This window comes from Flagellimonas halotolerans (genome assembly GCF_035818535.1).
GTDB classification, from domain to species: domain Bacteria; phylum Bacteroidota; class Bacteroidia; order Flavobacteriales; family Flavobacteriaceae; genus Flagellimonas; species Flagellimonas halotolerans.
This window is the reverse complement of sequence record NZ_JAYKYV010000009.1, coordinates 26,011-41,948: the sequence shown is the minus strand read 5'-3', so window position 1 is coordinate 41,948 and position 15,938 is coordinate 26,011. Positions and strand designations below refer to the sequence as shown.

The 15,938-nt window shown below is 42.5% G+C and carries 10 protein-coding genes; 4 read left to right on the top strand and 6 right to left on the bottom strand.

The features are described 5' to 3' along the window. Positions 1-3: 3 nt before the first annotated feature. Entirely contained in the window at positions 4-1,104 is a 1,101-nt protein-coding gene (locus VM932_RS11595; RefSeq protein WP_326278949.1) for an AI-2E family transporter, read from the top strand. Between the two features lie 7 nt (positions 1,105-1,111). Further along, positions 1,112-2,290 (top strand): THUMP-like domain-containing protein, encoded by a 1,179-nt coding sequence (locus VM932_RS11590; RefSeq protein ID WP_326278948.1) that lies wholly within the window; start codon positions 1,112-1,114, stop codon positions 2,288-2,290. On the opposite strand, the gene VM932_RS11585 is transcribed toward VM932_RS11590, so the two are convergent. Genes VM932_RS11585 through VM932_RS11575 form a run of 3 tightly spaced genes read right to left on the bottom strand, consistent with a single transcriptional unit; the run spans position 2,287 to position 4,271 of the window. Further along, positions 2,287-3,009, bottom strand: coding sequence for a M15 family metallopeptidase (locus VM932_RS11585; RefSeq protein WP_326278947.1), 723 nt, complete (start codon positions 3,007-3,009; stop codon positions 2,287-2,289). The two genes, VM932_RS11590 and VM932_RS11585, sit on opposite strands and share 4 nt — an antisense overlap. A gap of 5 nt (positions 3,010-3,014) precedes the next feature. Further along, a complete protein-coding gene (locus VM932_RS11580) occupies positions 3,015-3,737 on the bottom strand; it encodes a carboxylesterase family protein (RefSeq protein ID WP_326278946.1) in 723 nt (240 codons plus the stop codon). Between the two features lie 12 nt (positions 3,738-3,749). Continuing rightward, the gene (locus VM932_RS11575; protein WP_326278945.1) at positions 3,750-4,271 is read right to left on the bottom strand and encodes a 5' nucleotidase, NT5C type; all 522 of its coding nucleotides are present in this window, start codon (positions 4,269-4,271) and stop codon (positions 3,750-3,752) included. Positions 4,272-4,632: 361 nt separating this feature from the next. Here VM932_RS11575 and VM932_RS11570 point away from each other — a divergent pair, with 361 nt between their 5' ends. Then, positions 4,633-5,511, top strand: coding sequence for an aminotransferase class IV (locus VM932_RS11570; RefSeq protein ID WP_326278944.1), 879 nt, complete (start codon positions 4,633-4,635; stop codon positions 5,509-5,511). Positions 5,512-5,585: 74 nt separating this feature from the next. Then, a complete protein-coding gene (locus VM932_RS11565) occupies positions 5,586-6,878 on the top strand; it encodes a M20/M25/M40 family metallo-hydrolase (RefSeq protein ID WP_326278943.1) in 1,293 nt (430 codons plus the stop codon). Between the two features lie 66 nt (positions 6,879-6,944). Here the strand turns inward: VM932_RS11565 and VM932_RS11560 are convergent, their stop codons facing one another. The 3 genes from VM932_RS11560 to VM932_RS11550 all read right to left on the bottom strand — a co-directional run bounded on the left by VM932_RS11560 (position 6,945) and on the right by VM932_RS11550 (position 15,647). Continuing rightward, complete coding sequence (locus tag VM932_RS11560) at positions 6,945-10,283, bottom strand: VCBS repeat-containing protein (RefSeq protein ID WP_326278942.1); 3,339 nt, start codon at positions 10,281-10,283, stop codon at positions 6,945-6,947. A gap of 452 nt (positions 10,284-10,735) precedes the next feature. Further along, positions 10,736-12,442, bottom strand: a complete 1,707-nt coding sequence (locus tag VM932_RS11555; protein WP_326278941.1) for a RagB/SusD family nutrient uptake outer membrane protein — start codon at positions 12,440-12,442, stop codon at positions 10,736-10,738. A gap of 4 nt (positions 12,443-12,446) precedes the next feature. Then, positions 12,447-15,647 carry a SusC/RagA family TonB-linked outer membrane protein gene (locus tag VM932_RS11550; RefSeq protein ID WP_326278940.1) on the bottom strand — a complete coding sequence of 1,067 codons (3,201 nt, stop codon included), beginning with the start codon at positions 15,645-15,647 and terminating at the stop codon, positions 12,447-12,449. Between the last annotated feature and the right edge of the window lie 291 nt (positions 15,648-15,938).

Genomic DNA, 15,938 nt, shown 5'->3' with positions numbered 1-15,938 from the left:
AACATGAATGCCAAAACAATCGCCAACGGAATATTACGGGCAGTGGCCATTATGGTCGGTGTGGTTCTTTTAGGTTGGTTTTTTTACAAAATCCAGTCCGTATTGGCGTATTTGGCCATTGCAGCGGTTTTGGCCTTGTTGGGCAGACCCATCGTATTGTTCCTGCGAAGAAAGCTCAAGTTTCCCAATACCTTGGCCGTTGTGGTTACCATGATATTCATGCTGGCCATTTTTTTAGGGATACTCGCCCTTTTTATCCCCCTGATCGCCGAACAAAGTAAAAATCTGTCCCTACTGGATATTGAAGCACTTAAAGCCGACCTTAACACGCTTTACATTCAAACCTTGGACTATTTTGGTGCCTCAACGGGAAGTTTCAACACCTTGCTGAACGAATCCCACATCGAAGAAAATGTGTTACAAGGATTGGATCTGGGTTTTATCCCCAATTTTCTTAACTCGTTTGTCAATGCACTGAGCAATTTCAGCGTTGGCCTTTTTTCCGTTCTCTTTATTTCCTTTTTCTTTTTAAAGGACAGTAAATTGATGCAAAATGGCATCTTGACCTTTGTACCGGACAACAAAGAAAGCAATCTGGTAAAGTCCATTGACAAGATCAATAACCTGCTCTCCAGATACTTTGCCGGGATTTTACTTCAACTCTTTATACTCTTTGTGATTTACACCATAGCACTATTGATCGTGGGCGTTGAAAATGCCATTGTTATTGCATTCTTGTGCGCCCTGTTCAATATCATCCCCTACATAGGTCCGATCATTGGGGGAGTGATCATGATTACCCTGACCATGACCAGTTCCCTCGGGGCGGATTTCAGCACTGTTATTTTGCCAAAGGCCATGTATGTTTTTATTGGTTTGACGGTAGGTCAGCTCATTGATAATTTCTTTTCACAACCCTTTATTTTTTCCACAAGCGTAAAGTCCCACCCTCTGGAGATTTTTCTGATCATCATTATTGCAGGGCTTTTGTTCGGTGTGGTCGGAATGGTGGTCGCAGTACCCGGATATACGGCCATAAAGGTTGTTTTAAAGGAGTTTTTGACGGAATATTCCTTTGTGAAGAAATTGACCAAAAACTTATAGCACCGGTTTGAACGATATTATTTTAACTATCGGTGTCCAGGATTTTATATCAAAAAACATCTCCGCAGACACCCTGTCAATTCTACTTAAAAAATCTGTTTTTCAGGGCGTTTCCCAAAAAGAGCTGGTCGAGCAGATAGAAGCTAAAAAAAAGAGTCGGGATAAACTGCCCACTTGGTTTGCCTCATCCCATATCTACTACCCAAGCAAACTCAATATTGAACAAACCAGCTCCGAATCGACAGCTGAATATAAGGCCCGAATTGTAAGTGGAAAAACCTTGGTGGACCTTACGGGGGGATTCGGTGTCGACAGTTACTTTTTTTCAAAAAAAATGGCTTCCGTCATTCATTGTGAAATCAATTCGGAACTGAGTGAAATTGCAGCCCATAATTTCAAGGTTTTAGGGCGGAACAATATAAAATGCCTACCCGAAGACGGCATTACATTTTTAAAGGAATCAACACAAAATTTTGATTGGACCTATGTTGATCCCTCCCGAAGAAGTGATAAAAAAGGAAAGGTTTTTCTCTTAGAGGATTGCCTGCCCGATGTACCCGAACACCTGCCTTTGATTTTTGAAAGAACACAACATATTCTCCTAAAAACATCTCCACTTTTGGATATAAAAAAAGGGATTGGGGAACTGGAATTCGTAAAAGAGGTTCATGTTGTGGCCACCAATAACGAAGTAAAGGAACTCCTCTTTGTTTTGGAAAAAGGGTACAATGGAAGCATTGGAATAAAAACCGTCAATTTACTGCCAGACCGAACCGATGAATTTAATTTTAAACTGGAAGAAGAACAAAATACCGCCATTGATTTTGGGGAGCCTTCCGCTCATTTGTACGAACCCAATGCCGCTATTTTAAAGTCCGGTGGGTTTAAGTCCGTAGCCAAAACCTACAAGCTTAAAAAACTCCACCCCCACTCCCATTTATACACTGCTGACACTCTTGTAGATTTTCCCGGGAGAAGATTTACCATTGAAAAGACCCTTCCTTATTCCAAAAAGTCCATAAGATCAATGGCCGTCCCAAAAGCGAACATCACAACAAGGAACTTCCCCTTATCGGTTGCCGAGCTTCGTAAAAGGCATACTATCAAAGATGGGGGCGAGACCTACCTGTTCTTTACCACCGACATCAACGACAACTTGATTTTTTTGCTGTGCAAAAAGATTTAATCGTCGCATCCCCATTTAAAATTGGCGACCCTATCATTGGTGGCAGCTGAAAGGTTATAATGCCACCATTCGGTTCTGATGGACCAAAAACCGTGTGCTTCCATGGTCTCCTTTAACAGTTTTCGGTTATCCAAGATCTCTTGTGGCAAATCCATATTGTCATGATAGGCCCTTTTCCCGAAGTAATCAAAATCGGTTCCCATATCAAGTTCATTGCCCTCCAGGTCAACCAAAGTAATATCCACGGCACCGCCCTTGTTGTGAATAGACCCTTTATCTGGATTGGCTACATATTGGGGGTTGGGGACAATCTCCCACATTTTGTATTGTACCGAGTTAGGGCGATAACAATCAAAAAACTTGATTTTCACCCCTTTTTCCATAAAATCCTTATTGGCCTTGATCAATGCCTTTGCTGTTTTTACCCTTGTATAGCATTCGGCGCAGTCGTACACCTTGGCCTTTAAAAAATTATTCTCGGTGGCATAGCGCATGTCATACGCAAAATCCTCACTAAAATCGGCCAGTCGCACAAAAGTGGTATCGGCCAATCCCTCGAATGTTTTTAAAACAGGTTTTTCCTCCTTGACAATGGTGTCACTGGAAATGGAGTCCAAACGAATTGCTGTTTCGGTTTGGACGGATTCATTTTGGTTTTTGGCTTTTTGTTTACAGCTGACCGTCAAAAGAAGACCTAGGAAAATAATCGGGTATTTCATCAAATTTAGTTTATGCGTTTTTGCGCTGCCAACCAAGTATAGAGTGAGTCGGTCGTATAAGCCCGGCTCCATGCGTTGTGGCCTACGCCCTTGTATCTTGTGTAGCGAACATCGCGGCCCATCGCTCTCAACTTTTCCACCATCTTGTCAGATTCCTCCACATGGATTACCTGATCCTCATCGCCATGAAAAACCCAGATGGGCATGTTCTTATCTATCCAATGGGCATAGGGCAAGGGCGTCATACCGCAAACTACGGCCATGGCCGCAAACTTGTCCGGATATTGCGTGGCCAGTTCCCAAGATGCACTTCCGCCCCTGCTCAGTCCGGTCAAGTAAATTCTATTTTTATCCACCCTATTGGTATTGACAACGGAGTCCAATAATTGGACGACTGCGTCCGTATTCCACCATTTTTGTGCGTGGGGGTTTTGCGGGGCCAAGATCAAAAAGGGAAATTGTTTGCCCTCGGCAAGCATTTTTGGCGGGCCGTTGTATTTGACCTCTTTGATGTCCCCTCCAGATTCACCCCCGCCATGAAGAAACAGCAACAGGCCAAAATCCCTGTCTTCCGATGCGAAGTAGTCTTCAGGATAATAGAGGTAGTACTTTAAACTTTCTTTGGTGATGGTCTCCATTTCGTCCTGTACCAAATGGGATTGTGCAGCACACGCCTGAAACATAAATGTACCGGCCAATAACAGTAACTTGAATAGTTTTTTTTGCATTGCGGTTACAAGTTACAAAAGTTTGTCGGCGATATCCTTCCAAGTATCCGCACGTTCAAAGGCTGTGACCTTTGTATTGTGCGGTGATGTAAACATTATGGACCTGCCTTCAAAAGGCTCGAGGTTCTTGCTTCGGTCGTCTATGAGCACATCACCCTTTAAAACATGCTTGTTCCCGCAGAGAATTCGTTTTTGCCACGGAATAAAGGGAAAATGCTTGTCCAACCAATCCGACTTTTCCCTCAAGGACTGTGGAAACTCCATGGCTGCCGAAGCGATATATACTTCATACTTTTCGCTTAACGCCTCAAGGACTTCTTGGCTATCGGCAATTACTTTCAAATCACCAAAAAAACCATCTCGCCTAGTATGGTCTTTTATCGATTGTTGATGTTCCACTGGAACACATTGCCAAAATTCTTTGCCATGGCAGTCTTCCAGTGTTAATTGGGCATTAAACTCTTGATTGTAAATATTTAAATGGGCATTGTAGGCATCTGCAATCACCTCGTCCATATCAACAAAAATCGTCATGGTTTATCTTTTTTCGTGAAGTACGACAAATCTTTATAATTATAAAAACCAACCATCTAAATCTATTATTAACGACATTGAATTTCTTTAAAGACACGTATGGTTTTTCTAAAATTTATTTACCCCGCTACAAACTTTATTGCTGGGTTTTAATTTTAGGAAATAACAATTACCTTCACAACAATATAATACGGGGTTGTCCAAAGAGTATTGAAGTACATCATTCTGGATTACTGTCCGCTACATGCACAGTATTCCTAATTTTGTTACAACGGCAAACAAATCGGTACGAGCACTCGAACCAAGTTTGGGTTGACGAAAATCGACATTTTGGAAAGCCTTCCATATAAAACCAACCTTAATGTTGCCCAAAGGAAACTTTCCTGAAAAAGTCTATCTGAATGGAAAAATAGTAACGGCCGACAATGCCAAAATATCGGTTTTTGACCGCGGGTTTTTATTCGGGGATGGTATTTACGAAGTAATGGTGCAATTGGAAAATGGCATGTTCTACAAAAAGGCACATTTGGACCGATTGCAGGACAATCTGGACAAAATTGGCATCCCATACAACGTCAAGGAAATTGATGATAATCTGGACGGATTTCTTCATGCGGCTGGCTTGGAAGGTGAATCGTGCTTGATTTACATGCAAGTTACCCGTGGAGTGGCCCCCAGAAAACACGCGTACCCAAAAAACGTTCCCCCTAGCGTGATGATGTATGCACTGCCATACAATCTCCCTCCCATCAACCTTAAAAACATGAAAGCCGTTCTAGAACCCGACTTTAGATGGCACAGATGCGATATCAAATCCATTTCACTATTGGGCAACATTATGACCAACGAAACGGCAATGAACGCAAATACGGATGAAGCTGTTTTGGTCCGAAACGGTATGATTTCTGAAGGTTCGCATACCAATATTTTTTTCGTGAAGGACGGAAATGTAATCACACATCCGGCCAACGAACATATTTTGAATGGCATAAGCAGGCAGATTGTTATAAAACTCTGCAGAAAGTTGGAAATACCTGTTATTGAAAAGCCCGTGGCAGAAAATGAGATTAAAAATATGGACGAGGCGTTTTTTACCGGCACCACTACCCAAGTGGCATCCATTGCTCAATTGGGTCACCATGTTTTTTATGAAAATGATGCCATTGGAGAAGTAACGGCCAGACTCCAAAAAGCATTTGCCGAGCTTAGAAAATTGGATACATCCCAAATAACACTATAACAAACCATTGCGATAACTTTACATGAACACAAAATCAGAAACAGCTTTTTAGAAAACCAATACTATACTTGATTATGAAACAACTCACATTCGGCCTCATTATGGCCTTTGGCCTGCTATCCGGTTCGATAACGGCCCAGGAAGAAATTGAAAAAAAATACACCAAGGAAGTGGAACGCTTGGCCAAGAAAAAAAAGGTCAAGAGAGCTTTTGAACTGATAAAGGCCCAAAAAAATCAAACTACGGAAGACCTGATTACTTTAACAGAGGTTTTGGCCCCTCCTTTTATGGAAGATGAGCGGGGAAAGGTTTTTGCCAAAATGTTGAAAGAAGCAGGTGTTGATAGCATTTGGACGGACAAGGTAGGGAATGTCATCGGGTTGCGAAAAGGTACATCCGGCCAATCGGGCTATGTTGGGGTAGATGCCCACTTGGATGTAGTTTTCCCAGAGGGAACCGATGTTACCGTTAAAAAAGTGGGGGACACCTTAAAAGCCCCGGGAATTGGCGATGACACACGTGGCCTGGCCATGCTCATCAGCATGCTCAAAGCCATGAACAAGGCAGATATAAAAACTGAAAAAGATGTATTGATCGTAGGTTCCGTTGGTGAGGAAGGCCTTGGAGACCTACGGGGCATGAAATATATGTTCAATGAATCGGGATTGGACATTGATTCTTGGATCGCTATTGATGGCGGTGGTTTGGGAAGAATAAGCAACGCTGGATTGGGCTCCAAACGTTATAAATTGCTCATAAAAGGGCAAGGTGGACATTCTTGGGGAGCCTTTGGCCTTGCCAACCCCCATCATGCCTTGGGAAAAGCCATAGCTATTTTTTCCAAGGATGCATGGGCATATACTTCCGGGGATATCCCTAAAACAAGTTTCAATGTTGGTAGAATCGGTGGCGGCACTTCTGTAAATTCCATTCCGTTTGAGTCTTGGATGGAAGTTGATATGCGTGCCATTGATCCCAAAAACCTTGATGAAATCGAGTCCATCTTTAAAGCCTCCGTGGAAAAAGCCATTATGGAATACAATGCCAGCGGTGTGCGCGGCGAAGTAAGCTACGAGCTAATAAAAATTGGTGATAGGCCATCTGGGGAACTGCCTGCCTCACTGCCCTTGATCCAAAGAACCATGGCCGCCACCAAGTATTTTGGGAAGACCCCACGTTTGGGCCGCGGTTCAACCAATATCAATATACCGGTTTCCAAAGGAATTCCGGCCGTATGTATTGGCCGTGGAGGACAAGGAGGCGGAGCCCATTCCCTGCACGAGTGGTACTTGAACGATGAAGCAGGCGATGAATCCATTCAATTGGCATTGCTGATCACGTTATCCCAAGCTGGGCTAAATAAATAAAATAAACATGGTTTGTTCATATAGGTGAGCAAACCATGTTATCTCAATTATAATATTTTGTGAAAATTACTCAGTCTTGGTAAAAACCAATGCTTTGCCCCTATTTTGGGTTACAATAATATATGGGTTTCCTCCATCTGCCCTTTCAACCTGTATCATGTCCTTCGCGTCACCGGCAACCTTAAAGCCGCTTTCCTCGGCATTTTTAAACTCAAACGTTCCTTGGCTGTCTCCGAGCAAAACACCGCCGTTAAAGGCGTCATATCGCCCAATAAAAGCCTCATTGCCAAAATCGTTTCCAATCATAAGCACGTCGGTAGGGGCGCTGCCTCCTGCCTGTGTCGTGATCATACACTTTATGGGTGCCGATTGGGTCTGCCACGGAAGCTCTCCCATTTTGAACTGTCCGTTGCCATCATTCTCAAAATAGGTGGTTTGATCGTGATTTGCCATTAATTCATCGGCTCCTTCAAGTTCTTCGGGCGTAAACAAGCCACTCTTGGTGGTCGTGGCAAATTCCCGGAAATAATTGAACTTTTTCCTGAACATGGGACTTTGGCCCATAAGATCGCCCCAAAAACTAACGGGATATGGTTGGTAAGTGGGATCCTCAAAATTGCTTTTAAAGTATGCAAACAATACAGGGTCAATAGCTCCATTATTGTCAAAATCTTTGGCCAGCATGGTTACAGGTCTTTCTTCGGAAGGATTGTATAGATTGTTCTCCCCCAAGTTTCCTGCCAGTAAATCCACATCGCCATCGCCATCAAAATCTTCTGCCAAGACACATTCCCACCAACCTGATAGTTGCTGCATGCCTGTTTGGTCCATTTGCTGAAAGGAATCCTTTTTGTTCATAAAAACGGTTACGGGCATAAATTCGCCCACCAAGATAAGATCCTTCAAACTGTCGTTATCCAAATCAGCCCATTTGGCATCGGTGATCATTCCCGGGGTCCTGAGTGCTTTACTGTATGCCTCTGTCACATCGACCAGTTTACCCTTTTCGTTTTTCAACAGGTAGCAATTGTCCGGTTTGGGGTATTGTGAAAAGGGGGTGCGTCCACCAACAAATAGATCCACATAGCCATCTCCATCGAAGTCCTCGGCCTCTACTACCGACCCACTGGAATTTATCTCCGGCATTTTGTCCTTGGCCATGGTAAACTTGCCATTACCCCGATTGACCATTAGGTAATCGTGATAATATGGTGAGCCCAAATCAAATTCATTACTGCCCGCAACCATATAAATATCAAGGTCCCCATCATTGTCCAAATCAAAAAGGGAAATACTCGTCTCTTCGTATTTTTTATATTCTTCTTCTTCAAACAAAGCTGTGCCGGTAAATGTTCCTTTGGAATCCTGTACAAAGATCATTGGGGAGTGGCCGGAAGAGCTTCCAATGATAAAATCTTCAAAGCCGTCTCCGTTGATGTCCCCTTTTGCAAGTCGAGGTCCATTTTGGGTTAGCTTGTGGGGCAATGTGGGCTGCACATAAAAATCAACCTTGTCCGTTTCCTTATGGAGATAATTGACACCCACTTCCTCCGATATTTCCTGATATATGGGAGTGGTCTGTTTGGGTGCCAAGGGAAATGCCAATTGCTTGCCTTCTAAGGAAGAGGCTTCCTTATAATCGATTGCCAAGGTTTGATTGCTCGGTACATTGGTCAACTCTTGGTATTTTCCATCGGGCCATACTATTTCGAGGGATGCGATTGTTTTTTGCGATCCCACACCAAAATGGGGCATACTCTGTACTGTTGATAAATAGCCCCTGTTCAACTGATGCTCGTAATATTGAAAGGTGCCGTCCCCAAAACGTAGGGCCACCTTGGTCCCCAGACCTGCCTGATTGTTTTTTGGGCCTTTCAAATCCAACTGAAGGAAATTCTTATCCTCTTTTTGCTTTGTTTCAAGGTTATTCTTGAAAAGAAAGGCTTCATCATTGATGTTGTTCACCACATAATCCATGTCGCCATCGGCATCCAAATCGGCAAATGCCGCTCCGTTTGAAAAGGAAGGGATACTCAACCCCCATGCTTCACCTACATCCTTAAACTGTCCATCACCTTCATTGCGGTAAGCGTAATTGGGTATTTTGACCACTGGAATGGAGTCCAAAATTTGTGAAGGGCTTAGGTATTTTTGAACATTGAAATTGAATTCCCCAAAATCCAGATCGGTAATGTCCCGTGGAAAACCATTGGTAATCAATATATCTTTACGTCCATCGTTATCGGCATCAACAAAAAGTGGTGACCAGCTCCAATCGGTTTTGGCGATGCCCGCCATAAGGCCAATTTCACTATAGGGCATATCGGGACCTTGACCCATTTGAAGCATGTTACGCATATATTGATAGTCGTAACCATACCTATCATTCATATAGTAATCGTTGTACTTGGTTGCCTTGATGGTTGTTTTTAACCTATAATTTGTTTCCCCGAGCATATCCAAAGTAAGGATATCAAGGTAGCCATCGTTGTTAAAATCGGCCACATCGGAGCCCATGGAAAATTTACTTTGATGTTTTATGGACTCACTTATTTTATCGGTAAAGGTCCCATCCCCATTGTTAATGTACATAATATCATTGCTCAGATAGTCATTGCTTACATAAATATCCGGCCAACCGTCATAATCCAAATCGGAAATGGCCACGCCAAGACCGTAGCCTTCAATGGTAATGCCCGCCTCCATGGTTACATCGGCAAAGGTCCCATCGCCATTGTTACGGTATAAACGGTCGTTGCTCAAAGAGGAACCATCAGTGATCTTTTCCCTATAGTTTGCCGGCAGTACATGTATATCCACATTGTTAAGCACATATAGGTCCAATAAGCCATCTTTGTTATAGTCTATAAATGCAGCATTCATGCTATTTCCGGTATCTGCAACGCCATATTCCTTGGCCATTTCTTTAAAAATAGGAATGCCATCATCATCCACTCCTTGATTTATATATAACATATTGGCCTTTTCCTCGGGGCTTTCGTACATGGCGGCACAGACATAAATATCGAGCAGGGAATCATTGTTAATGTCAATCACCGCAACACCAGTTTTCCACTTATCGGCGGCTTCCACACCAGATGCTTGGGTTACGTCCTTAAACTCAAAATCACCTTGGTTAAGGTATAGCTTGTTGGTTACTTGGTTACCTGTAAAAAAAAGATCAGGTTTGCCATCATTGTTAAAATCACCTACGGCAACCCCTCCTCCATTGAAGATGTATTCGCTTGTGAGAATGTTAAAACTATCGGTCTCAACTATTTTATTGTTGAATGTAATCCCGGAATGGTCGGATGAAACTGGAGTAAACAAAGTGTCCTCTTGTTTCTTGGAACAAGAAATGACCAGTAATGAAGCCAATGCAATATAAATATAACTTTTGCTCACTGTGCTGAAATTTTACGGGTTAACCAAAATTTTGATGTTACACCAATGTTTGAATACTGAAAAACCAGTGTTCATCAAAAAGAAATCAATTGGATTAATTTTTTAGCTGATGGGCTCACCTCACACTAAAAATATGCTCCTTGTGCCTTTTGATTGAAATTCATCAATTTGAGCAATCTTCTGAAATCAAATTGAAGAAAGATTGTCTACCACAGGTAGACAGGTGTTTTTCCTTTGAAAAACACTCGAACTGACTTTCGTTGTTATTAAATGTACAAGGGGTAAAAATACAAATTCGGGTACTGTATTTGAACCATCCATGGTTAATGTTCAATTAATAATGATTAATTTTTAATTAACAGGACTTGTCTATAATTAAAATAGGTTGCCAATATATATTGGCAACCTATTTACTAACTCGAATTAAATTAAACTAACTCAGACTACTTTTATTATTTCCACAGCGGACTCTGTTCCAACACACCACCACTTTGGTCAATGGCGTTAATAGGAATAGGGAATAAATCATGTTTTGGTTGATATGTACCAAATTTAGTACCGTAACCCGCTTGATCGAAATCTTCTCCTTCGTTTTGGATATACGTATTTATCGTTTCCATCGCATTGCCCCATCTTCTCAAATCGAACAATCTGTGTCCTTCCATACCAAATTCCAAACGACGCTCAAAACGGATTGCTTTTCTAGCAAAGTCTTGACTTCCAAAGGATGCATATGGTTCAATTTGATAATTGGCAGCATCTCCTGTACCATCGACTGTTTGCACCGGGGTCATATTTTTTGCCCTGTTACGTACTCGGTTAACATATTCCAAAGCCAAAGGCAAATTTGGGTTGGCCTGCTCAACAGCTGCTTCAGCTGCCATCAACAACACATCGGCGAAACGCATCACGTTGTAGTTGATACCTGACCAGTCCGATCCCCAACCACCTGTACCGCGTTGGGCATCCACTTCATCGGCTTGATACATATTCTTTTTGGGCAAATAGGGTCCTGATATATCACCAAAGGTCGCCCTTATCCACTCTTTACCTGGGTGTACACCGAATCCATTGTAATCAATACCTCTTCGACCAATCGTAAAATCAATTCGTGGATCTAGTGGCCCTGTGTGGGGCGTAAAAGGCTCGTCACTGTTGATTCCGTAATCATTGGCTACATCGGTAGCGGCATAGGAATCCAATAATGGCAATCCGGAACCGTCTGTTTGAAAGGCATTTGCCAAATCTTGTGTTGGCTGATAAAAACCACAACAGGTTTCCAAAGGTCCTCCTCCGGGGAAGTTCAACGTACCGGCACCATTACCATTAAAAGAACGACCGTCGTCCGCTGCAAACTGAATGGCAAACATAGATTCCGGTCCGTTTTCACCGGCAAGGTTGAAATTGTCCACATATTGCTCGTTCAAAGAATATGGTCCGTTGTTGATTACATCATTGAACAATGGCAAGGCTTGCTCGTATTTTCCTTGGTACAAATACACTTTGCCCAAAAAGGCTTTTGCTACCCAAGCATTGGCTCTACCAACAATAATATCATCCCCTAGTCTATCAATGGCTGCTTGAAAATCAGCTTCGATCTCTGCCCAAATAGGACCTGGGTTGGGTTGGTTAAACTCTGTGTTAACCAAGTTCTCCACAGAAATGAAAGAAGGGTACCCGTAAAACTTCTGCAGGTCAAAATTGTAATAACCCCTTAGAAAATATGCTTCCCCCTCTTGTTGGGTGAAATCACCTTCCTCAATCTGATTGATCAAATCCAAAACGGCGTTTGCACGGTTTACCCCGCCATAAAGTGCACTCCATCTTGCCAAGAACCAGTTATTACCAGTCTGCCAGTCCAAGGTTTCCACCTGGAACAGGGCCGTATTGTCCCCATCGGTACTACCCCTGTGGGCATCATCGGAGACCACATCAGTCCACCAATTATCACCACCAGCGGCAACAGCTTCTCCTTGTCTATTTATTCGTTCACCGTCCATTGCGGAATAGGCCGCGGTCAACTTTAGGTCTACCCCTAAAGCATTTTGTAAGGCTTCATCCGAAAGTGCCCCAGTAGCGGGCTTTTCCGTGAAATCTTCGCTACAGGCCCATAGCAACAGACCTGCAAATATTGTTGAAAATAATATCTTCTTTCTCATTTTTTTAAAATTTTAGATTAACTCCGAAGGAATAGATTGCAGCTAATGGGTAATTGTTGTCCGCAACCCCTATAGTAAGGTTATCTACGGCACCGCCATTAAATCTGGGTTGCAATTCTGGGTCTACTCCATCATAATCGGTTATAGTCAACAAATTGGTTCCTTGAAGGTAGAAACGAACACTGTCCATTCCCAAATAACTAGAAACCTCTTCATTAAAGGTGTAACCAATTTGAAGGTTTTTCAATCGCATATAGGAACCATCCTCTACGAAGAATGAACTTGCCGTACCTTCATTGTTTGATATACTCTGGCTCAACGCCGGCAATTCGGCATCCAAATTATCAGGAGTCCATGAATCCAGCACCCTTACACTTCTGTTGGCATTAAAGAAGGTTGGGAAGTCTGTATACACTTTATCGTTGTTGAATATTTCGTTCCCTTGCGATCCTTGGAAGAAAGCTGACACATCAAAACCTTTATAGGCAGCTCTCAAGTTGACACCATAAGTGAAATCAGGGTGAGGAGAACCGATAAAGGTCCTATCGTCATCATTGATTACGCCATCATCGTTCAAATCTGCATACTTAAATCTTCCTACACCATCTGCAGGAGTCGCAAATCCTTGATCTGCCGCTGAGGACACTTCGGATTCCGAAGCAAAAATACCTTCGACCACTCTACCATAGAAAGATGAGATTGGCTGTCCTTCTTGGGTTCTAGTAACAGTTCCCGTAGTTCTAAAACCTCCAAAACCAGTTTGGAAAGCACTGATCAAATCAACCACCTCGTTTTTGTAATGCGAGAAATTAAGGTCAATTCCGTAGCTAAATCCAGAATCGGTTTGATCAGAATAGCTTAAGGTTGCATCCACACCTGTGTTCTTTATAGAACCCAAGTTTACATAAGGTGGAGCGGCATCAATAGCTGTTGAACTGAACAATTGCTCATCCTGATTGATCAAATCCTTGGTTTTAATATTAAAATATTCCGCAGAAAGGCTCAATCTGTTATCAAAGAGACCAAGCTCCACACCAAAGTTGGTGGTTTCACTGGTTTCCCATCTCAAATTAGGGTTACCTGCTGCTGATAGTATAGCTCCTTGTGCAAACCCTCCGCTACCTGCAAAAACATAATTCGCATATTGCTCACTCAAGGCTGAAATATTGGTTGTTGGGTTATTGACCGGAAGTGTTTGGTTACCCAATTGCCCCCAAGAACCTTTAAGTTTCAATCGACTCACAAAGGAATCTAACGGCCAGAAAGATTCGTTACTCACTACCCATCCTGCACTGAACGAAGGAAATATATCGCTCTTGTTGTCCCCGACAAATCTAGAGGATTCATCACGACGTACCGTTGCCGTCAATAAATAACGACCATCGTAATCGTAATTCACAGTCCCGAACAAAGAGAAAAGTGAGTTAGCGTTATCGTAAGCATAAGCTACGTTAGGCGCACCAGCTCCATTGCTCAACAAATAGTAGTCCGGTGTTTCGAAGAAATAATCCGTTCTGGAAATTTCTTTTCCTTTTCCGTGGTTATCCAAAGCTTCAATACCGATCAAAGCATTTATACTGTGATCGCCAAAAGATTTGTTGTAGTTCAAAGTATTTGTCCAAACCCACTCATAATTATCCTGATCGGCCTCCGTCAATGTATTTGTAGCGATAGGCTCGGAAGATTCTGGGATCAACGGCCTAAAACGTCTATCGTTGTAGGCTCTGATAGAACCACCAAAGGAAGTTTTGAACTGTAGTCCGTCAATAATGTCCAATGTGGCATAAACATCTCCGAACACCCTAAAGGTCTTGGCAAAATTATCCTTTTGGCGCGTAGCTTCCGCAACAGGGTTATTAGGGTTGGATAGGCCCGTATCGTTACTGTAGTTACCGCCAAAATTGCCATCCGTATCATAAACAGGAACCAAAGGAGACATCCTTTGTGCAAAATTGAACCAAGATTGTCCTCCGCTTCTTCTATCAAAAGAAATATTGGCGTGCTGTCCGATCCGTATTCTATCCCCGATCTTAAACTCGGAGTTCAATCGTACATTTCCTCTTTTAAAACCAGTATGGATTTGAACACCTTGACGGTTCAAATATGATGCAGAGAAAAGGAATTTAGACTGTTCGTTACCATTTTCCAAAGTAATGGAAGCATTCTGGGTAATGGCACTTCTGTAGATTTCCTCCACCCAGTCAGTACCTCCAGGCTTAACATTCATAGTAACAGGAACCCCTTGAATCGTAGAAGGAACTACTGGACTTGGACCATCACCATATTGCGGGTGCGAAGGTGTTCCACCATCATTTAGGATACTTTGCCAAAGCATTTCCCCATGTTGCTGAGTGTTCAACATATCCGGTAAATTGGTTGCCACAGAGAATCCTGTGTACATATCCACCGAAACTTTTGCCGTGTTCAGGTTATAACCGCCACCTTTGGTAGTTACAATCACAACACCATTGGATGCCCTTGCCCCATAAATAGCGGCAGCACCATCCTTAAGAACGTTCATCTGCTCGATATCGGCAGGGTTTATTGAGTTTAAGATGCCAGGATCGTCTGTTTGCACCCCATCAATAATATATAAGGGATCGTTGCTGTTACCCGTTCCGTATCCCCTAATACGCACCACTGGAGCTGCTCCTGGCGAACCATTATTGGTAATTGTAACACCGGAAACACGCCCTTGTAAGGCTTCCGCGGCATTAACAACAGGTGTTTTAGTGGCTTCTTCCACATCCACTGTTCCCACAGAACCTGTTAATTCCCCTCTTGTTTGGGTACCATACCCAGTTACCACAACCTCATCCAATGCGGCGGCATCCTCCTCCATAGTAACATCAATGGTAGTATTGCCGTTTACTGGAATCTCAGTGGTTTTAAATCCTACATAAGAGAAAATCAAGGTAGCATCAGAAGCAGCTGTAATGGAGTAATTACCATCAAAATCTGTCTGTGTACCATTAGTGGTACCCTTTACAATAACGTTGGTACCAGGTAAAGGGGTTCCAAAATTATCCACAACTGTACCTGTTATGGTTACTTGGTAAGGGGGTGAAGTGGCTTCACCCAAGTCCGGGGCCGCTGCTAATGCAGATCCACCCACCAACATCATTGTCATTGACAAAAAGAATGTCTGAAACGCTTTTACCGAATCAGCCCATCTTGTCAAAATCTGAATTTTGTTTTGATTCATAGATAGTCTATTTAGTTTAGTTATTTTGATTGATCTCGACCGTGCATATTGTCTCAATCAGGAACAATAATAGTTAAAATTTTACAATTGGCAATATTTTAACATTATATATTACAAAAATAAAATTCAACTCCCTCATAAAATGCGATTTGATATTTACGAAAAATCCGCAGCCAACTGTGCATGGCGGTCAAACCGATATTCAATGAACTATAATCTTTCCTTTTTTTGCGTTTAAAAAACAACAAAAAAGCACCTAATTGTTATGGTTCAACCTGTCATTGATCAACA